18 protein-coding genes are annotated in these 22,306 nt (G+C 47.0%); 4 read left to right on the forward strand and 14 right to left on the reverse strand.

Features of this window, described 5'->3' with window-relative positions:
* Positions 1-144: 144 nt before the first annotated feature.
* The 6 genes from KG118_RS14265 to KG118_RS14290 form a co-directional block, all read right to left on the reverse strand.
* Positions 145-984 (reverse strand): SDR family oxidoreductase, encoded by an 840-nt coding sequence (locus KG118_RS14265; RefSeq protein WP_117710816.1) that lies wholly within the window; start codon positions 982-984, stop codon positions 145-147.
* Positions 985-1,031: 47 nt separating this feature from the next.
* A complete protein-coding gene (locus KG118_RS14270; RefSeq protein WP_117710817.1) occupies positions 1,032-2,255 on the reverse strand; it encodes an NADH:flavin oxidoreductase in 1,224 nt (407 codons plus the stop codon).
* A gap of 40 nt (positions 2,256-2,295) precedes the next feature.
* Positions 2,296-3,066, reverse strand: coding sequence for a DUF1295 domain-containing protein (locus KG118_RS14275; protein WP_117710818.1), 771 nt, complete (start codon positions 3,064-3,066; stop codon positions 2,296-2,298).
* A 291-nt stretch (positions 3,067-3,357) separates the two neighbouring features.
* Entirely contained in the window at positions 3,358-4,701 is a 1,344-nt protein-coding gene (locus tag KG118_RS14280; RefSeq protein WP_117710965.1) for a citrate/2-methylcitrate synthase, read from the reverse strand.
* Positions 4,702-4,726: 25 nt separating this feature from the next.
* Positions 4,727-5,875 (reverse strand): NADP-dependent isocitrate dehydrogenase, encoded by a 1,149-nt coding sequence (gene icd, locus KG118_RS14285; protein WP_117710819.1) that lies wholly within the window; start codon positions 5,873-5,875, stop codon positions 4,727-4,729.
* A gap of 3 nt (positions 5,876-5,878) precedes the next feature.
* The gene (locus KG118_RS14290) at positions 5,879-8,122 is read right to left on the reverse strand and encodes an aconitate hydratase (protein ID WP_117710820.1); all 2,244 of its coding nucleotides are present in this window, start codon (positions 8,120-8,122) and stop codon (positions 5,879-5,881) included.
* 176 nt (positions 8,123-8,298) lie between these two features.
* Here KG118_RS14290 and KG118_RS14295 point away from each other — a divergent pair, with 176 nt between their 5' ends.
* A complete protein-coding gene (locus KG118_RS14295) occupies positions 8,299-10,197 on the forward strand; it encodes an AAA domain-containing protein (protein ID WP_117710821.1) in 1,899 nt (632 codons plus the stop codon).
* A 71-nt stretch (positions 10,198-10,268) separates the two neighbouring features.
* Here the strand turns inward: KG118_RS14295 and ilvC are convergent, their stop codons facing one another.
* The 5 genes from ilvC to ilvD form a co-directional block, all read right to left on the reverse strand.
* On the reverse strand, positions 10,269-11,312 hold the full coding sequence (gene ilvC, locus KG118_RS14300; RefSeq protein ID WP_117710822.1) for a ketol-acid reductoisomerase: 1,044 nt from the start codon (positions 11,310-11,312) through the stop codon (positions 10,269-10,271).
* Positions 11,313-11,363: 51 nt separating this feature from the next.
* Positions 11,364-12,113 (reverse strand): acyl-[acyl-carrier-protein] thioesterase, encoded by a 750-nt coding sequence (locus KG118_RS14305; RefSeq protein WP_117710823.1) that lies wholly within the window; start codon positions 12,111-12,113, stop codon positions 11,364-11,366.
* Complete coding sequence (ilvN, locus tag KG118_RS14310) at positions 12,110-12,673, reverse strand: acetolactate synthase small subunit (RefSeq protein WP_117710824.1); 564 nt, start codon at positions 12,671-12,673, stop codon at positions 12,110-12,112. Before ilvN ends, KG118_RS14305 begins: the two co-directional genes overlap by 4 nt.
* A 115-nt stretch (positions 12,674-12,788) precedes the next feature.
* Entirely contained in the window at positions 12,789-14,483 is a 1,695-nt protein-coding gene (gene ilvB, locus KG118_RS14315; RefSeq protein ID WP_117710825.1) for a biosynthetic-type acetolactate synthase large subunit, read from the reverse strand.
* 38 nt (positions 14,484-14,521) lie between these two features.
* Positions 14,522-16,324 carry a dihydroxy-acid dehydratase gene (gene ilvD / locus KG118_RS14320; RefSeq protein ID WP_117710826.1) on the reverse strand — a complete coding sequence of 601 codons (1,803 nt, stop codon included), beginning with the start codon at positions 16,322-16,324 and terminating at the stop codon, positions 14,522-14,524.
* 518 nt (positions 16,325-16,842) lie between these two features.
* On the opposite strand from ilvD, the gene KG118_RS14325 reads away from it, so the two are divergent.
* Positions 16,843-17,421, forward strand: coding sequence for an FKBP-type peptidyl-prolyl cis-trans isomerase (locus tag KG118_RS14325; protein WP_117710827.1), 579 nt, complete (start codon positions 16,843-16,845; stop codon positions 17,419-17,421).
* Between the two features lie 94 nt (positions 17,422-17,515).
* On the opposite strand, the gene KG118_RS14330 is transcribed toward KG118_RS14325, so the two are convergent.
* From KG118_RS14330 to KG118_RS14340, 3 genes are all read right to left on the reverse strand, one after another.
* The gene (locus KG118_RS14330; RefSeq protein WP_117710828.1) at positions 17,516-18,802 is read right to left on the reverse strand and encodes an L-cysteine desulfidase family protein; all 1,287 of its coding nucleotides are present in this window, start codon (positions 18,800-18,802) and stop codon (positions 17,516-17,518) included.
* Between the two features lie 110 nt (positions 18,803-18,912).
* Entirely contained in the window at positions 18,913-19,422 is a 510-nt protein-coding gene (locus tag KG118_RS14335) for a GNAT family N-acetyltransferase (RefSeq protein ID WP_117710829.1), read from the reverse strand.
* On the reverse strand, positions 19,419-19,601 hold the full coding sequence (locus KG118_RS14340) for a hypothetical protein (protein ID WP_117710830.1): 183 nt from the start codon (positions 19,599-19,601) through the stop codon (positions 19,419-19,421). Before KG118_RS14340 ends, KG118_RS14335 begins: the two co-directional genes overlap by 4 nt.
* 430 nt (positions 19,602-20,031) lie before the next feature.
* On the opposite strand from KG118_RS14340, the gene KG118_RS14345 reads away from it, so the two are divergent.
* Positions 20,032-21,171, forward strand: coding sequence for a PCMD domain-containing protein (locus KG118_RS14345; protein ID WP_117710831.1), 1,140 nt, complete (start codon positions 20,032-20,034; stop codon positions 21,169-21,171).
* Between the two features lie 8 nt (positions 21,172-21,179).
* Complete coding sequence (locus tag KG118_RS14350) at positions 21,180-21,965, forward strand: porin family protein (RefSeq protein WP_117710832.1); 786 nt, start codon at positions 21,180-21,182, stop codon at positions 21,963-21,965.
* Positions 21,966-22,306 lie beyond the last annotated feature (341 nt).

Below are 22,306 nucleotides of genomic sequence, written 5' to 3' on the forward strand. Positions count from 1 at the left end.
AGTTTCCTTAGCGAAATAATGTTTATACGGATAAATCCGTACTTGTGTCATTTACTAACTCGTTATCAATCAACTATTTTTCCTAATCACAAAAGTTGTGTCCGAAAAAAGGGTGTGCCATTTTGGCACACCTCTCCTTTTGTTTTATAACCACTTCTCCACAATCCTCTCCGTCCTATCCCACAGTTCCTGCATCTGCACATGGTTGGTAAACTTTCCGGAAAGCTTCTTCTGACGGCAACTCACGTTCAGAGTACCCGTACGTTTCCCCGCATCTTCATTCAGCAGTAGATGAACAGCCGTTTCAGCCCCTTTCTTGGGAGTACGGATGAAAGGACGGAAAAGAATATCCGTCAACGGGTCAAACCACATATGCATCGTTATGATATTGGTGGAAACAATGCCCGGATCGGCTGCATTGACCACAATTCCTTTTTCTTTAAGACGGTCAGCCAGATTAAGAGTAAACAAAGTCAACGCCAGTTTCGTATTACTGTAAACAGGAATACGCCAAAAGTTGCCTTTCCTTCCCCGAAGAAAGAAATCAGGAAAATCGAGATGCCCGACAGCATAGGTACAAGACACCATATTAACAATACGGCTTCCCTCTCCCATCAGAGGAAGAAGTTTGCGCGTCAACAAATAAGGAGCAACATAATTAACGCTTACCGTACGTTCCAAACCATCCTCCGTAATAAAGCGGTCCGTCTCCATTGTCCCCGCATTATTCATCAGCAGACTGACAGTATCGCCACGCTTCAAAACAGTTTCGGCAAAAGCCGACACAGACGCCAGCGAAGACAAGTCCACGCCCAATACCTCAAGATGCGGATTACCAGTATCGCGCACCAACATCTCCCTCACTTTCTCCGCCTTTTCCGGACGGTAGCAAGCCATAATAATCTTATATCCGGCCTCAGCCACAGCGCGTGTTATTTCCGTTCCCATACCGCCGTCGGCACCGGTTATAATAGCAAGTTTCACGTTTATCTATTACAAATTATAAATTACAAAATCCAAGGAGACAGCAATCACCCTTTCGCTTCTATTCTCTCAATCTCCCGCTTCAGGCAAGCCGGAAGCTCCTCACTCAAATGCTGATGACAAGCCATTTCAACAGAATACATCCGGGCTATACAGTAGTTGCTGTGCCGACAATTGCAGCGTGCATTCTCTTCTTCACGCATACGGTTCACAAACCCCGGTTCATTGAGTAGCGCACGCGCCATTTGCACGGCATCAAAACCATCGTCCAATACTTCGTCTATTTTGGAACGCGACACCAGTCCGCCCACGTATATCAACGGCATCTTCAACTCCGCACGGAACTTCAAGGCATCTTCCAGAAAATAAGCTTCTTTGAACGGCACAGCAGGTATCATCCACTTGCCTACCATGCGCACTCCATACTTCAACCACCAGCACGTCATGTAATGCGTCATGCTGCTAATCGGCATTTCCCCACGCATCACATACATAGGAGCCTTGCTTACAAACCCACCACTCAGCACCAGCCCGTGCGCTCCCGACCGTTCGAGGCGCTTGGCCACCTGCATCGTTTCATCCATCTCCATGCCTCCCCGGAATCCGTCACGCATATTCATTTTCACAAGCACCGCCATATCGTTACCGGCAGCTTTCATCACCTCCTCCATTACCATATCCATAAAACGCATACGGTTCTGCAACGAACCGCCGAATTCATCTTTTCGATGATTGGTAGAGGGTGAAAGGAACTGGCTGATGAGATAACCATGCCCTGCATGGATTTCCACAGCATCAAACCCCGCCTCACGCGCCAGATTTACCGAACGCCCGTAGGCACGTGCCATCTCCGGAAGTTCATCGGCACGCAGTCCGCGTACAAAAGTGGGCGAATACAGGTTAAAGCCACTGCTTGCACCGACAGGAGTACACCCGCAAATACTCTTATGCGACATATTTCCGCAATGCCCCAATTGAATGCCGGCAGCGGCGCCCTCCGAGTGTATCGCATTAGTCAGCTTGCGAAGTCCCGGAATGATTTCAGGACGCATCCACAACTGGCGGTCAAAAGAAAGGCCGCTCCGGGTAACGGCGGCATAAGCCACGGTAGTCATACCGATACCGCCCGCTGCAACCGAGCGATGATAGTCGAGCAACATATCCGAAGGCGCATTGCCCGGACACATACTCTCAAAAGCGGCCGAACGGATGGTACGGTTGCGTAAAGTCAGCGGTCCGAAAGTGACCGGTGTGAATAATTTTGATTCCATGTGATGATTTATGATTTATCAATTTTCAACAATCAACTGTTCAATAGATATAAGGTATGATGCGTTTGCGTTTTCCCACCGCCTCATCACCGAATTCTTCCCGATAGTGACGGTAGATGGCATCGGCACGAGGAACAAGATTGGCAAAAGTCCACCAGACAAACACCCATGCAGCGGGTGAAGCGGTAAGTATGGCAAACCCCGTCCATTCCACTAATTCACCGAAATAGTTGGCGGAAGTGACATAGCGGTAAAAGCCCTTTGCCGGAAGATAATGCTTCGTGTCGCCCGGCTTGCGCAGATGCCGTATCACATAATCGGAATGGAGATTGATGAACATACCCGCAAAAAACAGCAAGGCTCCCGGCAACGCATTCGGCTTCAGCCAATAAGCCCAGCCGTCGGCATACAGTCCTTCGGAAGCAAAATAGAACAAACCGCCTGCCTGCATCATTCCATTCAGGGCGTTGAACACAATCCCCATAGCCATAATCGCTATCGGCATCCGGCTCTTCCCTTTCAGCAAAAAAGGAAAAACAAACGAACGCTGGAGATAATGCAGCTGGAATAACAGGAAGAAAAGATATACCGGCACAGCAAACCCCACCCCGCTCCTGCCCCACAGCCAGAACATAACGATGAACACCGGCGCTTCCATCAGCACCCATGCCAGCTTGTTGTTAATGGAATATCCCCATGACGCCGTACGGAACATTCCGTACCCCGCTTTGATAAAATAAAGTGCAATGAACACAAAAAGTGCAGTCGCACTCATCACTCCCAAGAATATATGAAATCCTTCTTCGCTCATACTCTTTAATTTAAGTGTGGCAAATATAAAGAAAACTCATGAGAATCAAACCGTTTTCCTGTAAGAATTAAAAACAACAAGAGAGAAGACGTAAATCTGAGGATGCTAAAGTTTATTCGTTCCGCCATGGGGTACTTTCCGTTCCACCGTGGAGAAAGTTTCGTTCCACCGTGGTGGAACGGAAAGTACCCCACGGTGGAACGAATAAGGTATCGCTGTCCGACCTCTTAATCGTCTCAGTGATACCTCATACAATCCGGCAATCCGATGCCTATGTCTGTCAAATGGATTCTAACGTTTCTTGATAGGAATATATGCCACTTCCTCCAGCACATTCTTGTATGCCGGACGGATGATACGTTTACCTTCAAAGTTCAGTTCCTCATTGCGGTGTGCACACCAGCCTACGATACGCGCCATGGCAAAAAGCGGAGTAAAGATTTCCTGCGGCAAACCAATCATCTCGTATACAAAACCGGAATAGAAATCAACATTGCTCGAAACGGTCTTTCCGTTGTTCTTCACACGTCCAAAGACCTCGATAGCACGTTCTTCAAGCAATTCAAGGAATGCAAACTCACGTTCTTTGCCTTTCTCGCGGGCAAGGTCGCGGGCAAGTTCCTTCAACAGTATGGCACGCGGGTCGGAAATTGTGTAAACGGCATGGCCGATACCATATATCAGTCCTGTCTTGTTGTAAACCTCCTTGTTCAGCATACGGGTAAAGTAAGTGTCAATCTCATCCACATTCGTCCAATCCCGGATGTTCTCCTGCAGATGGTGGAACATATCGGTGACCTGAATATTGGCGCCGCCATGAAGCGGACCTTTCAACGAACCGATACCCGCAGCAATAGAGGAGTAAGTATCCGTCCCCGTAGAAGAAGTTACACGTACAGTGAACGTAGAGTTGTTACCGCCGCCATGCTCTGCCTGCAGCACCAGCAAGAGGTCGAGAGTGCGCGCATCCAGTTCCGTGTAATCCTTTTTCAGCATATACAGGAAGTTTTCGGCAATGGAGAGATTCTCCTGCGGATGACGGATGTGCAATGAACGGCCATGAGTGGCATGGCGAAGCATATTGAAGGCGTAAGCTATGATAGTAGGGAACTTTGAAATCAGTTCAATGCTTTGGCGCATCAGGTTATCGCGGGAAGTATCATCGGCATTCGGGTCGAAACGGTACATTTCGAGTACGCTGCGTGCCAGAATGTTCATAATGTTATTTCCCTCAAGCTCAATGATGTTCATCTTCGTTTTCTGTTCCAGCGGCATATTGTCGTTTATCAGTTCGCGAAAGGACACCAGTTCCTCCTTGTCGGGCAGGCGGCCGGAAAGCAACAGATAGGCCACTTCCTCAAAACCGAAACGCTTTTCTTTAAGAATGGCGTGCGCCAAATCTTCAAGGTCATAACCGCGGTAGAACAACTTACCCGGAATGGGTTTCAATCCTCCGCCCGGAATACGTTCGTAGCCTACTACATTACCAATCTTGGTCAATCCGACCAGCACACCCGTCCCGTCCTCGTTGCGCAAGCCGCGCTTCACATCAAACTTCTTGAACAATTCGTTCTCAATCCGGGTCGCTTCTTTCAGGTCTTCAGACAGCTTGTAAATCAAATATTCCTTCTTCATAATCATTTCGTTTTATTCGTTATTTTTATTTTTCTATTCTTTCCACAATCTCCCTTGTAAAAGCCGATGTGGACAACGAGACACCGTCCGGCATAAAACGGGCCAAATCGGCGGTGGCACGACCTTCCGTAAAGCTATCCTCCAATGCTTTCTCTATCAGTGCAGCCGCTTCTTTCCAACCCAGATGTTCGAGCATCATCACCGCGGAAAGGATGATGGAACATGGATTTACAATATCTTTTCCTGCAATGTTGGGAGCCGTGCCGTGAGTAGCCTCAAAAATGGCATGCCCCGTCTGGTAGTTGATGTTGGCGCCCGGAGCGATACCGATGCCGCCCACCATGGCAGCCAGCTGGTCGGAAACGTAATCACCGTTCAGGTTCAGCGTGGCAATGACCGAGTATTCTTCGGGGATGAGCAACGTATTCTGCAAAAAGGCATCGGCAATGCAGTCTTTGATGGCAAGACGTCCGTCGGCTATCTCCCTGCCAAACTCACGTTCGGCCAACTCATAGCCCCATTTCTTGAAACCGCCTTCGGTGAACTTCATGATATTGCCTTTGTGCACCAACGTTACGGAAGGAAAATGGTTTTCGAGCGCATACAGACAAGCTGCGCGCACCAACCGCTCCGTTCCTTCTTTAGACACAGGCTTTACCCCAAAGGAAGAGGTCTGGGGAAAGCGCACTTTAGTCACCCCCATTTCATCATGCAGGAAACGGTAGAACTTCTCGGCTTCCGGCGTTCCGGCTTCCCACTCGATACCTACATAAATATCTTCCGTATTCTCACGAAATACGCACATATTTACCTTCTGCGGCTCTTTCACCGGAGAGACTACGCCTTTATACCAGCGCACAGGGCGCAGGCAGACGTACAAATCGAGTGTTTGGCGCAATGCCACGTTCAGCGAGCGGATGCCGCCGCCGATAGGTGTAGTCAACGGTCCTTTGATGCCTACCTTGTAAGTCCGGAACGCTTCCATCGTCTCTTCCGGCAGCCAAGAACCCGTTTCATTAAATGCCCGCTCACCCGCCAGCACTTCTTTCCATTCTATACTCCGGCTGTCTCCGTAGGCTTTTTTCAAGGCTGCATTCACAACAGCCTGCATGGACGGGGTTATCTCCGCACCCACTCCGTCGCCTGTAATAAAAGGTACAATAATCTTTTCCATATTCTATCGTGCATTTAATGCAGAACCGGCACGGAACCAGCCTATCTGCTGTTCATTATACGTATGTTGTACTTCAAAACTCTCTTTGCTGCCGTCTTCGTGGTGAAGTACTACTTTCAGGTTGTGCCCCGGAGCAAAATCCTTCAAGCCCGTCACAGAAAGCAAATCGTGCTCCTGAATCTTATCATAATCCGCCTTGTCTATAAAGGTCAGCGCCAACATACCTTGTTTCTTCAGATTTGTCTCGTGGATACGCGCGAAACTCTTTGCCAATATGACACGTACATTCAGGAAACGCGGTTCCATAGCGGCGTGTTCGCGGCTGGAGCCCTCACCGTAGTTTTCTTCGGCAACGACAATGGAAGCGATTCCCTCGGATTTATACAGCTTTGCCGTACCGGAAACCGTTCCGTACGTATTGGTGGAACGGTTCCATACTTTGTTCGTTTCTCCGTTAAAGGCATTGACAGCACCCATCAGCATATTGTCGGAGATATTCTCCAAATGTCCGCGGAAACGGAGCCACGGTCCTGCCATCGAGATATGGTCGGTAGTACACTTGCCCTGTGTCTTAATCAACAAAGGCATATTCAGCAAGTCTGTTCCGTCCCATGCAGGGAACGGGGTAAGAAGTTGCAGTCGTTGCGATTGGGGAGCTACCACAATATCCGTCTTTATCTTGGAAGGTGCGGTATAACCCTCGCTGCCTGCGGTAAATCCCTTAGGCGGCAGTTCCTCGCCTACGGGTTCGGAGAGTTTTACTCTTTCGCCGTTGGCATTGACCAATGTGTCTTTCAGCGGATTAAAGCACAAATCCCCGGCAATGGTCAACGCCATTGTCAGTTCGGGAGAGGCAACAAACGCATATGTGTTCGGATTGCCATCCGCACGCTTGGCAAAATTCCGGTTGAAAGAAGTCACGATGGAGTTCTTGCGGGTGGGGTCATCCGTCACACGTTTCCACTGTCCGATACAAGGACCGCAGGCATTTGCCATAATCGTGGCGCCTATTTTCTCAAAAGCGTCAATCATGCCGTCACGTTCCGCTGTGGCGCGTATGCGCTCCGAACCCGGATTGACAATCAAAGGAGCTGCCACATACAGATGTTTATCCGTCACCTGACGTGCCAAAGATACGGCACGGCTTAAGTCCTGATAGGATGAATTGGTGCAAGAACCAATCAGCCCCACTTCCATTTTGCGGGGATAACCGTTCTTCAAGACCTTCTCGGAGAATTCCGAAATGGGTGTAGCGGCATCCGGTGTAAACGGGCCGTTGATGTAAGGCTCCAATGTGGAAAGGTCTATGTCAATAATGCGGTCGTAGTATTGTTCCGGATTGGCAGCCACTTCATCATCGGCACGCAGTTCCGCGGCAACGGCGGTAGCCATATCCGCCACTTCCTCGCGTCCGGTAGCTTTCAGGTAAGTAGCCATACGCTCGTCATAAGGGAAAAGAGAAGTTGTGGCTCCTACCTCCGCACCCATATTGCAAATCGTTGCTTTCCCGGTAGCCGAAAGCGAAGCCGTACCCGGTCCGAAGTACTCAATAATGGCATTCGTTCCGCCCTTCACCGTCAGGATTCCCGCCAACTTCAAGATAACGTCCTTAGGAGCCGCCCAGCCGTTCAGCTTTCCGGTGAGACGCACACCAATCAGACGGGGCATCTTCAGCTCCCACTCCATACCGGTCATTACATCCACCGCATCGGCGCCACCTACACCGATAGCCACCATTCCCAGACCACCGGCATTCGGAGTATGAGAATCGGTGCCTACCATCATACCGCCGGGAAATGCGTAGTTTTCCAACACAACCTGATGAATGATACCCGCTCCGGGTTGCCAGAAACCGATGCCGTAACGGGAAGAGACGTCGCGGAGGAAATCATACACTTCCTCGTTCGTCTTGGTGGCGGTGGCGATATCTTCTTTTGCTCCTTTATAAGCCTGAATCAAATGGTCGCAGTGTACCGTCGAAGGGACAGCCGCCTCATCGCGGCCTGCATTCATAAACTGCAATAATGCCATCTGGGCGGTTGCATCCTGCATGGCGACACGGTCGGGGCGAAAATTTACGTAGTCCTCACCGCGTTTGTAGTTCCTTACAGTCTTCTCATCGTACAAATGAGCATACAAAATCTTCTCGGCTAAAGTCAACGGACGTTGCAACAGAGTCCGGATGCGCTCTATTTTACCCTCATAAAGTGCATAAAACGCTTTGAGCATTGTTAAATCATATACCATAACCACTTTTGTTTTAGTTTTTTCAATATTGTAAAGATTACAAATTAATATAATAAACAAATTAAAATAAGGAAAAGTTTAACAAAATAAAGCATTTTTTCCCCTAAAGGCTGAGATTTATTACCTTTGCAAAAGAATATTCATCACAAAAGACGCAGAGTCTCACAATAATAAGAATGAGCGAAAATAACAATATACAATCTCCCATTATACACCTTCAACGGCAGCAACTCTTGTTACGTATGGAGTATGAATACGAAAAAGAGGAGTTCAAACGGCAAACAGAGAATATGGGTGTCGCCCGAAAAGTAAAACGAGGACTCTGCTGGTATCCCGTCTCACCGGGTCGAAGTTACTATAATTCGCTGAATCAATTAGTAATAGAAATTACACATATCGAAAATACGGATATAGAACATAACTTCGAATTCGGACGTCCTGTCTGTTTCTTCCGTCAGTCTGCCGACGGGAAAATCACCTACTTCAATTTTACGGGCACCGTCAGTTATGCCGACGAGACACGTATGGTAGTGGTTATGCCCGGCACGGGAGCTGTCATGGATGTGCAGTCCGCCGACAATCTCGGAGTACAGCTTTATTTCGATGAGACCTCTTACCGCACGATGTTTGAGGCGCTGGAAGATGTACTCCGCGCAAAAGGCAATCGGCTTGCCGAATTGCGGGACATCCTGCTGGGAACGGTAAAAACCGGTTTTCGTGAGCTCTACCCGGTACGTTTCCCATGGCTGAACCCTACCCAAGAGACAGCCGTCAACAAAGTGTTGTGTGCCCGCGACGTATCCATCGTACACGGTCCTCCGGGAACAGGCAAAACAACCACGCTTGTAGAAGCCATCTACGAGACTCTGCACCGGGAGCCCCAAGTATTGGTGTGCGCCCAAAGCAATATGGCAGTCGACTGGATTTCCGAGAAGTTAGTGGACAGAGGTGTAAATGTGCTGCGAATCGGTAATCCCACACGGGTAAATGATAAAATGCTGTCATTCACTTACGAACGCCGGTTCGAAAACCATCCGCTTTATCCCGAATTATGGAGCATTCGTAAGGAACTCCGGCAACTGGGCGGTAAGACCCGCCGCGGCAATTATGATGAACGCGAAGGAATACGCAGCCGCATGAGTCGCCTGCGTGACCGCGCCACCGCACTGGAAGTGCAAATCAATGCCGAGCTGTTCGACAATGCCCATGTCATAGCCTCAACCCTTGTCAGTAGCAATCATCGCTTGCTGAACGGACGCCGCTTCGGCACGCTGTTCATCGACGAAGCTGCCCAAGCCTTGGAAGCCGCCTGCTGGATAGCCATCCGCAAGGCAGACCGGGTAGTGTTGGCAGGCGACCACTGCCAATTACCCCCCACCATCAAATGCTACGAAGCCGCACGTGGCGGATTGGAACAGACCTTAATGGAAAAGGTTGTAACCAACAAGCCGTCTGCCGTATCTTTATTAAAGGTACAATATCGAATGCATGAGGATATTATGCGTTTTTCCTCGGAATGGTTTTATAACGGAGAGTTGGAAGCAGCTCCCGAAATACGCCATCGGGGCATATTGGACTGGGACACTCCCGTTACATGGATTGATACTTCCGATATGGATTTCAAGGAAGAGTTTGTCGGAGAAACATTCGGACGCATCAACAAGGAGGAAGCCAATCTATTACTAAAAGAGTTGGAAGCGTACATTCAGCGAATAGGTGGCGAACGCATCCTTGAAGAACGCATCGACTTCGGACTAATCTCGCCCTACAAGGCGCAAGTACAATATTTACGGGGAAAAATAAAAAACAACGCCTCTTTACGCCCCTACCGCAGCTTGATAACAGTCAATACCGTCGACGGATTTCAAGGACAGGAACGGGACGTGATTTTTATCAGTCTGGTACGTGCCAATGAAGAAGGGCAAATCGGCTTTCTGAACGATTTGCGCAGAATGAACGTGGCGATAACAAGGGCACGCATGAAATTGGTGATACTGGGAGAAGCAGCCACACTGAGCCACCATGCATTCTATAAAAGACTGCTTGAATACATAAGAAAGATTAATGAAAAGTAATGAAAGAAAGGCTGTGTCAACGTTCTTCTGACACAGCCTTTCTTTCATTATTCTCTGATTTATATCAAGAATCAGTTGTTTTCCGGACGGAGCTTACGAACCGTTACGGCAGTCTGCCACATTTCGCTTTCGCGCAATGCTTTCAATTCTTCGTTCAGTTTCTCACGATAGTCAGGCTTAGAGTTGCTGTCAATAGAAATCTGAGCTTCGTTGCCGGACTTAACACTCTGATACAATTTCTGTACAACCGGCTTGATGGCATCGTGGAACGGGCCCATCCAGTCCAAAGCGCCGCGTTGAGCAGTAGTAGAACAGTTGGCATACATCCAGTCCATACCGTTCTTTGCAAACAACGGCATCAATGACTGCGTCAGTTCTTCAACAGTTTCGTTGAACGCTTCTGACGGAGTATGACCGTTTTCACGCAAAACTTCGTACTGAGCCAACAGCAAGCCTTGAATGGCACCCATCAAAGAACCGCGCTCACCGGTCAGGTCGGAAGTAGCTTCACGGATGAAAGTTGTTTCGAACAAATAGCCGGAACCGATACCGATACCCAGTGCAAGCGTTCTGTCCAAAGCCTTGCCAGTAGCATCCTGATAGATGGCGTAAGAAGAGTTCAAGCCGCGGCCCTCGAGGAACATTGTACGAAGTGACGTACCCGAGCCTTTGGGAGCAACCATGATAACATCAATATCTTTAGGAGGAACTACACCGGTACGGTCGCTCCAAGTAATAGCGAAACCATGAGAGAAGTAAAGAGCCTTTCCGGCCGTAAGATAAGGTTTCATTGTGGGCCATACAGACATTACAGCTGCATCAGACAACAGGCACATAATAACAGTACCTTTCTGACAAGCATCTTCAATGCTGAACAGCGTTTCACCCGGAACCCATCCGTCTGCAACGGCTTTTTCATAAGTCTTGCCCTGACGCTGGCCTACAATCACATTGAAGCCATTGTCGCGCAGGTTGCAAGCCTGGCCGGGACCTTGTACACCGTAACCGATAACTGCGATTGTCTCATCCTTTAAAATCTCACGTGCTTTTTCCAAAGGAAACTCTTCGCGGGTCATTACATTTTCAATAACACCGCCAAAATTCAATTGTGCCATTTTTTGTTTTAATTTTTATTTGTGGCTTATGCCAACTAATTGATTAATAAATTATTTCTCTACAAATATCACTTTAGAACGGCAAACCACTTCGCTGCCATTCTTTCTTACTTCTACATCATACGTACCGTTGCCTACATAGTCTTTATAAAAAGTAAGCTCGTCATCGTAATAGCTCTCGGCTACATATGCCATTTCAAAACGACGGATACGGCTCTCCTTATATAGTTCTATCGGAAACAAATCAAGGATGTGCTCGATATAACGGATACTGTTTACGTGCCCGTTAATATCAATATCGCTGTATCTGGCATTCAGCGAAGAAGCCGGCTCCATAGAAGTCACTTTTATACGCGAAGGCTTCTCAATGGGGCAAGGCTCGTCGCACACATAGTCCACAATACTGCCACCGTGCAAGGCCAGCAAATCGGCAGGCTTACGGGTATTAAGGCTAATCATAGCCCATACGGAACGTGCATATCCTATTTTCTTTCCGTCTTTGTTGATGATGGCAAAGTTACGGTCCGTAAAGAGGCGGTATACATTCTCCACCCAAGTCTGGATAGAGAAATCCTCGTATTGGTACGGCATCTCGTCCAACTCGATGGCAAGACGGGAAAGTACCCACGTGTAGTTGTCCTCATTCAAGGTTGCAATACCGAAACCGCGTTCTGTTGCATGAAATCCTGCACAGTTCAGCAAATGGTTGCCGAGCACACCCATTGTAAGACGGCCGGTAAAGTCCACATGGAACGGTTCGGCTACAAACTTGTAAGTACCTATTTTATTGTTTTCACTCATTGTCCTTGTTGTTCTTTACTCCGGCGATATTTTGTTTCACGATCCGCCAGATACTCGTTTACGCGTTCAAAGCAACTCGTTGTGATAGCCACACGACCGGAACGTACAAACTGGAGTACACACTCCAAAGCACGCAGTTCCTCATAAAGATTGGTTATCTCCTCACTCATGCCGTTCTTCTCTACAATGGAGAATACGGAATTTACCTCCACGATACGCGCATTGTACTTGCGGATGATTTTGGATACTTCCGGCTTCTCCTCCAGCGTGGGAGTCGTTATCTTGTAAAGCGCAATCTCATGCTGATAGATTTCATCATCCGTGAAATAGTGCGCCTGCAATACATCTATCTTTTTGGTGATTTGCTTCGTCACCTTCTCAATAGTGTCTTTGTCCGTCCAAGCTGTAATGGTGTATTTATGCACCCCCTTGATAGAGGATGCCGAAACGTTCAAACTCTCGATATTGATTTGACGGCGGGTAAATACAGCCGTTACCTGATTCAGCAGACCTGCAAAGTTTTCCGAATGAACGATAATTGTATATAATGTCTTGTCCATAACTTTATTAATGAAGAATTAAGAATGAAGAATTACATTTTGTACATATCTCCTTAATGAAGAATGCAGAATAAAAGAGAAACATCCCGAAAATTCTTCATTCTCATCATTTATATTAGCACTCCAGCAACATTTGGTTCACAGAGCCACCCGGAGGTGTCATCGGCATTACATTCCCCTCTTCCTCTACGCAAGCTTCCAACAGGAACGGACCGTCTGTCGCAATCATCTCTTCAATGGCTTCTGCCAATTCCTCGCGGGTAAATACACGGCGTGCCGGAATTTCGTAGGCGGAAGCAATCTTCATGTAGTCAGGATTCATCATCGGAGTGAACGAATAACGGTGATTGAAGAACATGGCTTGCCATTGACGAACATTACCGAGAAAGTTATTGTTCAGCAAAATCATCTTAACGGGAGCTTTCTGTTCCATTATCGTACCCAGCTCCTGCAAGTTCATCTGCAGACCGCCGTCACCCATAAAGACGCAAACCGTACGGTCGGGACGTCCGAAAGTAGCGCCGATAGCGGCAGGAAGACCAAAGCCCATTGTACCCAAACCTCCGGAAGTAACAATACTGCGCTCCTTGCTATATTTAAAGTAGCGGGCAGACATCATCTGGTTCTGACCTACATCCGTCACCAAAACAGCCTCGTTATGCGTGGCCTCACTAACGGCACGCACCACTTCGCCCATGCTCAAAGCATCACCTGCCGGATGCAGTTCGGGACGGATTACCTTCTCCTCTTCCATCTGTTCGTAGGGCAGGAAACTTTCCAGCCACTCTTTATGTTCGGCGGGGTTCAGTAATTCGGTTACTGCGGCAAGAGTGTCTTTGCAATCGCCCAATACTGCCACGTCAGTCTTTACATTCTTGTCTATCTCCGCAGGGTCAATATCGAAATGGATTACTTTTGCCTGCGGCGCATAAGTGGATATTTTGCCAGTGACACGGTCGTCAAAGCGCATACCCACCGCAACCAGCACATCGCATTTGTTGGTGTTTATATTCGGGCCCAGATTGCCGTGCATACCCAGCATGCCTTTATTCAGGGGATGATCCGTAGGCAATGCGGAAAGCCCCAGCAAAGTGCAGCCGGCAGGCATACCTGCCTTTTCGATGAAAGCACGCAATTCGTTTTGCGCATTGCCGAGCTCCACACCTTGTCCCACCAATACCAACGGACGTTCCGCAGCATTTATCAAATCGGCAGCCTGTTGTATGGCTTCCGGCTCCATTTCCGGTACGGGCAGATAGCTGCGCACATAATCCACCCGGGTAGGAATATACTCCGTCCTATCCACTTGGGCATTCTTGGCAAAGTCCAGTACAACCGGACCGGGACGTCCGCTCTGTGCGATGTAGAAAGCGCGGGCGACAGCCCATGCCACGTCTTCCGCACGACGAATCTGGTAGCTCCACTTCGTGATAGGTTGTGTAATGCCTACCAAGTCCACTTCCTGAAAGGCGTCCGTTCCGAGAAATCCCGTAGCAACCTGCCCTGCAATGACAACTATCGGTGTACTGTCTATCATGGCATCGGCAATACCTGTAATGGTGTTTGTTGCACCCGGACCGCTGGTGACCAGACATACGCCGACCTTACCCGACACACGTGCAAAGCCCTGTGCAGCATGAGTAGCTCCCTGTTCATGGCGAACGAGGATATGATTCAGATTCTCTCGGTGGTCGTATAAGGCATCAAATACCGGCATGATGCTGCCACCCGGATAACCGAAAATGGTCTTTACTCCCTGATGTTCCAGAGAACGCATCAATGCTTCTGCGCCTGTTATTAAGTTTTCCATATCTATTTATTATTGTTTTCCGGGCACGGAATTCTAAATTAATCTATCAGCCTTACAGCTCCTTTATCTGCCGAACTTACCATGCCGGCATACGCTTTCAACGCTTTCGACACTTGGCGGTCGCGGGTTACCGGCGTCATGGGACGGGCAGCCAGTTCACCGTCCGTCAGCTTCACATTGATAGAGCGGTTCGGTATATCTATTTCGATGATGTCACCGTCCTGAATCTTACCGATATTGCCACCCGCAGCGGCTTCGGGAGAGATATGCCCGATGCTCAGTCCGGAAGTACCGCCGCTAAAGCGTCCGTCGGTAATCAGCGCACATTCCTTGCCTAAATGGCGGGATTTGATATAAGAAGTGGGATAAAGCATTTCCTGCATACCCGGACCGCCTTTCGGACCTTCGTGGGTGATGACGACAACATCGCCGCTGACAACCTTTCCATCCAGAATACCGTCGCAGGCAGCTTCTTGCGAATCGAATACTTTAGCAGGGCCGGTAAACTTCCATATACTTTCGTCCACTCCGGCAGTTTTGACCACACAACCGTCCTGTGCTATGTTTCCTTTCAGAACAGCCAGTCCGCCGTCCTTGCTATAAGCATGCTGCAGGTCGCGGATACAACCTTCGGCACGGTCTGTGTCCAATTCCTTATAATAAGTATCCTGCGAACCGAGTACCAGATTGAACTTTCCGGCAGCGGCACTGGAATATTTCTTGATAGCTTTCTCACAAATATTCGGGCTTGTGATGCAATACCGGTCTATTTCCTCCGCCAGTGTCATCCCGTCTACACGGCGTACATTCGTATCCACCAAGCCGCCTTTGGCAAGCTCGCCCATAATGGCAACGATACCGCCGGCACGGTTTACATCCTGCACATGATATTTCCGGGTATTGGGAGCCACTTTGCACAAGCAAGGAGTCTTACGGGACAGCATATCAATGTCATCCATCGTGAAATCCGCTCCGGCTTCATGCGCCACCGCCAGCAAGTGAAGCACCGTATTGGTGGAACCGCCCATTGCAATATCCAGTGTCATTGCATTCAGGAAAGCCTCACGAGTGGCAATGCTGCGGGGAAGTACGCTTTCGTCTCCCTCTTCATAATACTTATAAGCGTTTTCAACAATCAGCTTGGCGGCATCCTCAAACAGTTTCTTGCGATTCTCGTGGGTAGCCACAATCGTACCGTTACCCGGCAACGCCAGACCGATAGCCTCGTTCAGGCAGTTCATGGAATTGGCGGTAAACATACCCGAGCAACATCCGCAAGTAGGACAAGCGTGCTGTTCTATCTTGGCAACATCGCTATCGCTCACGCTTTCATCGGCCGACTTAATCATAGCATCAATCAGGTCGAGGTGCTGTCCGTTCCATTCTCCGGCTTCCATAGGACCACCGGAAACAAATACCGTAGGAATGTTCAGCCTCATCGCAGCCATAAGCATACCCGGCGTAATTTTGTCGCAGTTGCTGATGCAAACCATGGCATCCGCCTTATGCGCATTCACCATATATTCCACGCTGTCGGCTATGATATCGCGTGACGGCAATGAATACAGCATACCGTCGTGCCCCATCGCGATGCCGTCGTCAATGGCAATCGTATTGAATTCGGCAGCAAAGCAGCCTTGCTTTTCTATCTCTTCCTTTACAAACTGGCCTATTTCATGCAGATGCACATGCCCCGGTACAAACTGGGTAAAAGAATTGACTATCGCAATTATGGGCTTGCCCATTTGCTCCTTCTTCATGCCGTTTGCCACCCACAATGCGCGGGCACCTGCCATACGGCGGCCTTGTGTGCTGAACGAACTGCGTAACTGATGTTTCATCTTATCTGTCTCCTTTTATGAAAAAAGCCTTTCTCACCGTAATGAGAAAGGCTTATTATAAATATCTTTACCGTACGAATACATACACAACCTTTCTCACGCTCTTGATGCCACCACCACGACGCGAATAATATGCAGGACTGCCAGGTTAATAGATGTATGTAGATTCATAACTAAATTATCTTTATTGTTCTCTTATTTGTTGTTTCATATAAATATGCTGCAAAGGTAAGTGCTTTTTTATAAACTCCAAACAAATTGAAGAAAAAAAAGATATAAACATGAATAATCGTAAGGAAACCGCGCTTTAAAATCTTATTTTATCACTTATCAGTTGCAAATAAAACGATTCGGATACTTTTTAAAGAAGATATTCATCAATTCCAAAGCATTTAATAATCTGAAAATTACCGGAACGCTTCCCTTCCCGAAACAAAATATTCCGTATCTTTGCGCACTAAGCGAAAATTACGCGAGACTGAAAAACAGTATTTATTAATAAAGAAATAACAAAATCAATGGAAACAGTAGAAAACAAGTACATCACCTTAGCATATAAGTTGTACACAATTGAAAACGGAGAAAAAGAATTCACAGAAGAGGCGCCCGCAGAGCACCCGTTCCAATTTATCTCCGGATTGGGCCTGACACTGGAATCTTTCGAGAACCAAGTGAAAGATTTGAAGAAAGGTGACAAGTTCGACTTTACAATCAAAGCCGAAGAAGCCTACGGCGAATATGACGACGAGCACGTTATCGACCTCCCGAAAAACATCTTCGAGATAGAAGGCCAGTTTGACAGCGAACGTGTAGTAGAAGGTGCCGTTATTCCTTTGATGACCTCAGAAGGCCAGCGCATCAACGGAAGCGTGGTAGAAGTAAAAGATGATGTAGTAGTAATGGATATGAATCACCCCTTGGCAGGTTGCGACCTGAACTTTGTAGGTGAAATCACCGAAAACCGTCCGGCTACCAACGATGAATTGGCAGAAATGGCACGCATGATGAGCGGCGGCGGATGCAGTGGCGGATGCGACTGCGGAGACTGCGGCAGCGGATGCGGCGACCATGAATGCGGGGACGGATGCTGCCATTAAAAATTGAAAACTTTTAAAGTTGAAAGTTAGCTATGCAGCATTATAGTGTAGCTGACTTTCAACTTTAAAAGCTATCAACTCTAAAAGCTATCAATTATTTCCCTTTTCCTGTCATTATCTCCAGCACCAGTCTGTCCGTTTCATCCATTCCTTTAGAACCTATCTTTGTCAGGTTGCGGATGCTTTGATCTACATCTTCATCAATTATTCCTTCAACTGAAGTAACACAACGATTCTCCATTGCCATTATGGCGGAAAGGACGGCGGTGGAAACGCCGGTAGTTACTTTCAGGGCGCAACTGGGCTTGGCGCCGTCACAAATCATTCCGGTAAGGTTGGCAATCATATTCTGAACGGCAAAGGCAACTTGTTCGTAAGTGCCGCCCATCAGCCAAGTGATGCCGCAACTGGAACCCGTAGCCGCTACCACACAACCGCATAGTGCAGACAGGCGACCGAGGCTTTGCTTGATGTAAATCACAGTCAGATGGCTAAGCATGAGGGCGCGAATCAATTCCTCCTCCGATTTACCGTTTTCTTCGGCATAAACCAGGACGGGCAACGTGGCGGAGATGCCTTGGTTTCCACTTCCGGAATTACTCATTACCGGTATCATAGCACCTGCCATACGGGCATCACATGCGCCGGATGTATAAGAAAGGATATGAGAGAACACGCTATCGCCCAATATCTTATGTTCATAAGTGCCACGCAGCATTCTGCCCAGCCCATGACCGTAGTTTCCATCGAAAGAGCGTTCGGCGGCAGCTTTATTCAAACGGGCAGTCTCAAGAATAAAACGTATTTCGTCCAGCGGAGCATTCATGGCAAAGTTATACACTTTGCGCAAAGTCAGTTCTACGGTTTGCTCTTCCGCTTCCCCGCAACTTGTGCTTTGCTTATTCAAAAGGATGTCATTGTTACGGGCTATATATATAAAAGTAGTATGTCCGCCGGCAATAATGGCAGTAGCCTTGTTCTCACCCGATTCGCAACATACTTCGATGTAGAGTTTCTCTGTGATATTCTTTTTGAGGGCTATATTAACGCGTTTTTCACCGATAAAGCATTTTCCTTCCTCCACTGCTGCAGGACTACTGTCTTTCAGCACTTCCAGCTGATATTCCGATTTGCCTATCAGCGCTCCCAACGCTATGGCAATGGGCAGCCCTATCATGCCCGTACCGGGAATTCCGACACCCATTGCATTTTTCAAGATATTGGCACTTAACAAGACATTTATCTTTTCCGGTTTTGTCCCCAAGGTTTCGGTCGCTTTCGCCACACATAAAGCTACGGCAATAGGTTCTGTACACCCGATGGCGGGAACTACTTCACGCTGCACTAAGGCAATTATCTGTTTTCTCTCTGTTTCAGTCATCACTACTTCAGTTTTTAATCATGCAAAAATAGCAAAAAGGATTGGAGAAACAACGATAGCCGCCATTATTCATTTCACATTATACAATTTGTATAATTCAGTTACGACCGCTACATTTCCATCATGTCGAAGAACATCAGACGCGTGTGCTTGTCATCATCATCGGAGACCAGCAATTTGAAGTCATTTTTGATGTAAAAGGGTACGGCGGACAAATAAGCGTCAACAGTGATAAAGCGGAAAGTCGAGCATGTATCTTCGGCATTGAGCATATGTTTGATAGACAACATCAGTTTGCTTCCGATACCGGTGTTCCGATAATCCTGTGAAACAGCCAGCCGCCCAATCTTTACAGCAGGGTAACTGCTGAAATGTTTGTCGTGAGGGAAGAGCTTTTTCATTTTTCTCCATGCGGAACCGGATGCTTCCACACGTGACACCTTATCATTGAACAGACAGAAATAGGCAGCTATCTGTTCACCGTCGATAAGAAGGAAAGTTTTTCCGATGTGTTTATCATGAAATCCCTTTGCGTCATGCGCAAGAAAGCCATTCAAATCGGCATCGCCGCAATCGAATGGCTTTAACTCGTAATCTTCAGTTAGTTGTATCAGTTTCATACACGGCTTATGCTTGGAAACTTCACTTCGGTTATCAACTCTTCATAAGCCTTGCGAGCCTTATCCCGGTTGGCTTTACGCTCTTCCGCGGTCAAGTTCTCTACCCGCTTCATTTCTGCCTCGAAACGAGCGGCATCTTTACCGAACAGTATCGGTGTTTCTCTAATAGGTCTTGCCATAGTCGTTTCTTTCTAATAGGTTTATATTCAACACAAAAGTAATATATCTCTTTGAGACTGCCAAATAAAAAGGATAAGAAGTGATGATTATCAGATGATATGTGACACTTCCATTATTCATTTCGCATTATACAATTTGTATAATTCAAAATGAATAATTACATTTATATTCACTAAGTGTAGATTAAGCAAATATGAGAAATCCTTTTATCATTACCGGCAACATTCCGGATGTTCTTTTCCGTATGTATCTCCTAAAGTTAAGAGAAAGTGATATCGTTTCAAAACTTTTATAATGCCGAAAGAGCAGAAAGGATTGGAGAAATACTTTATTTACGAAAAAGAAACCTAACTTTGTCGACCGAATTTTGTTATTATTAAAGTTACAAAGGCTTTAATTAGCAAACAGTTATTAACTAAACAGAAAAATATGAGACTTAAAAATCTGATAGCCTGCCTCTTTTTAGGCTTCGCAACAACATCGTGCATTCAAGACGAAGCACTCAACTCCGAAGCAGCCATTGATGCTTGTACCGGTACAGACGTACAATTAGCTCATATCAATAGCGATTCAAAAGAGATAAACATATACGTGCATAAAGGAGCGGATTTATCAAAACAGCAATTACAGTTTAAGTTGCCCGCAGGCGCAACCCTCAAAGCGAACGAACATTATCCGGATGACGTAATGAACAATTACGATTTCAGCAATGACTCGCACTCACGCACCTTTACCGTAACTTCCGAAGACGGAGAATGGCACTCCACATATACCGTAAAGATTATACCGACCGAAGTACCCGGCTCTTTCCACTTTGAAGAACTGCTTCCATCAAGCAATACCGAGTACGACATTCTTTATGAGTTCGAACCGGGAACATCAACCAGTGTTTCACGTGTACTGCAATGGTCAAGCGGTAACCCCGGATTCAAGTTAACCAGTATGGCAGATAACCGTACCGGCTATCCAACCCAGCAAATAACCGACGGCTACCGCGGCAAAGGGTTGAAACTAACCACCTGCGACACCGGCAGCTTCGGCGCTATGGTGAAGATGTATATTGCGGCTGGCAACCTGTTCATCGGCTCTTTCGACTTGGCAAACGCACTAAAAGATCCTTTGCGGGCTACTAAGTTCGGCATACAATATTACAAGCGTCCCGTTTCACTAAAAGGCTACTATAAGTTCAAAGCCGGAGACGTGTACACCGATGAAGGCGTAGTACAGAAAGACAAAAAAGACCGTTTCGACATTTATGCCATACTATACGAGGCAAACGAAAACTCTTTCATGCTGGATGGCAGCAACAGCTTGGATTTGACTTCCGACAAGCTCGTATCCATCGCCCGTATCAGCGAAGAAGAAGCTAAAGAAACCGATACATGGACAGCGTTTGAGTTGCCTTTTGAAGCGGTAAACGGTAAAAGCATAGACGCTGCCAAATTGCAGAACGGTAAATATAAATTAAGTATTGTCCTTTCCTCCAGTGTAGACGGCGCTTACTTCAAAGGAGCTGTTGGCAGCACACTGCATATAGACGAATTAGAACTTATAAGCGAAGACAACTAATATTCAGTATGAAAAAGTATCATTTTATTTGCATTATAGCCGTACTGTTGGCAATGGCTGCCAACGTACAGGCACAAGAAGAAAGAAATAAGAGTCTTATCAACTCCTATCTGCATGGTTGGGAATATGGCATAAAAGCCGGATTCAATATTGGTGGTACATCTCCTATTCCTCTGCCTAAGGAAATACGTAAAATAAACAGTTATGCACCCGGCATAGCCATTGCCATTGAAGGTAATGCCACCAAATGGTTTGACAAAGACAAGAAATGGGGACTCACATTGGGCTTACGATTAGAGAACAAGAACATGACAACCGAAGCCACCGTAAAGAATTACGGTATGAAAATCATCAATACCAATGGCGGAGAGTTGGCAGGACTTTGGACAGGAGGAGTCAAAACTAAAGTAAAGAACTCTTATCTTACCATTCCCGTTCTGGCAAACTACCATATCAGTAAACGCTGGATATTGTCTGCCGGCCCTTATTTCTCCTATTTGCTGGAGGGCAACTTCTCCGGACACGTTTACGAAGGGCATCTACGTACCCCCGACCAAACCGGTTCAAAAGTTGAATTCACCGGAGAAAGTATCGCAACGTATGACTTCTCCAATGATTTAAGAAAATTTCAGTGGGGCTTACAACTTGGCGGAGAATGGAAAGCATTCAAACACCTTACCGTACATGCCGACTTGACATGGGGGCTGAACAATATCTTCCAGAAAGACTTTAATACAATAACATTTAATATGTATCCCATCTATATGAACTTAGGATTTGGGTATGCATTCTAAATATAAAGTTTGAGTGTTTTCTCATCACTCGTCACTTTTAGTGGTAACATATTAAAGCAAAAGGAGTTATCGAGTGATAACAATCATAATAAGGAGTGACGACCGCTTTTGGTCGTCACTCCTTATTATAATCCCATTGTTTCTTTTTCTCTTATAACTTACTCACATACAAGGATTTTCCCTTAATCTACATCAAACCGTTAATAGGAGTAAATTTCCCTTTTATTGCAGCATATAGTCCTCAACCATACATACAAAAGAGATTCCGGCACGTTCTTTTTGTCGTTATAGCGTATACTAAATGCCACTATGCACGTAACTAAACCTCGTTTTACAGTTGC

The sequence above is a fragment of the Bacteroides propionicigenes genome, assembly GCF_018390535.1.
In the GTDB taxonomy this organism is placed as follows: Bacteria; Bacteroidota; Bacteroidia; order Bacteroidales; family Bacteroidaceae; genus Bacteroides; species Bacteroides propionicigenes.

Coding starts and splice junctions, on each gene's coding strand:
- ilvD (WP_117710826.1), bottom strand. CDS start 16,324: ATGAAACATCAGTTACGCAGTTCGTTCAGCACACAAGGCCGCCGTATG.
- ilvB (WP_117710825.1), bottom strand. CDS start 14,483: ATGGAAAACTTAATAACAGGCGCAGAAGCATTGATGCGTTCTCTGGAA.
- KG118_RS14290 (WP_117710820.1), bottom strand. CDS start 8,122: ATGGTATATGATTTAACAATGCTCAAAGCGTTTTATGCACTTTATGAG.
- KG118_RS14330 (WP_117710828.1), bottom strand. CDS start 18,802: ATGACTGAAACAGAGAGAAAACAGATAATTGCCTTAGTGCAGCGTGAA.
- KG118_RS14345 (WP_117710831.1), top strand. CDS start 20,032: ATGAGACTTAAAAATCTGATAGCCTGCCTCTTTTTAGGCTTCGCAACA.
- KG118_RS14335 (WP_117710829.1), bottom strand. CDS start 19,422: ATGAAACTGATACAACTAACTGAAGATTACGAGTTAAAGCCATTCGAT.
- ilvC (WP_117710822.1), bottom strand. CDS start 11,312: ATGGCACAATTGAATTTTGGCGGTGTTATTGAAAATGTAATGACCCGC.
- icd (WP_117710819.1), bottom strand. CDS start 5,875: ATGGAAAAGATTATTGTACCTTTTATTACAGGCGACGGAGTGGGTGCG.
- KG118_RS14295 (WP_117710821.1), top strand. CDS start 8,299: ATGAGCGAAAATAACAATATACAATCTCCCATTATACACCTTCAACGG.
- KG118_RS14270 (WP_117710817.1), bottom strand. CDS start 2,255: ATGGAATCAAAATTATTCACACCGGTCACTTTCGGACCGCTGACTTTA.
- KG118_RS14275 (WP_117710818.1), bottom strand. CDS start 3,066: ATGAGCGAAGAAGGATTTCATATATTCTTGGGAGTGATGAGTGCGACT.
- KG118_RS14280 (WP_117710965.1), bottom strand. CDS start 4,701: ATGAAGAAGGAATATTTGATTTACAAGCTGTCTGAAGACCTGAAAGAA.
- ilvN (WP_117710824.1), bottom strand. CDS start 12,673: ATGGACAAGACATTATATACAATTATCGTTCATTCGGAAAACTTTGCA.
- KG118_RS14350 (WP_117710832.1), top strand. CDS start 21,180: ATGAAAAAGTATCATTTTATTTGCATTATAGCCGTACTGTTGGCAATG.
- KG118_RS14305 (WP_117710823.1), bottom strand. CDS start 12,113: ATGAGTGAAAACAATAAAATAGGTACTTACAAGTTTGTAGCCGAACCG.
- KG118_RS14340 (WP_117710830.1), bottom strand. CDS start 19,601: ATGGCAAGACCTATTAGAGAAACACCGATACTGTTCGGTAAAGATGCC.
- KG118_RS14325 (WP_117710827.1), top strand. CDS start 16,843: ATGGAAACAGTAGAAAACAAGTACATCACCTTAGCATATAAGTTGTAC.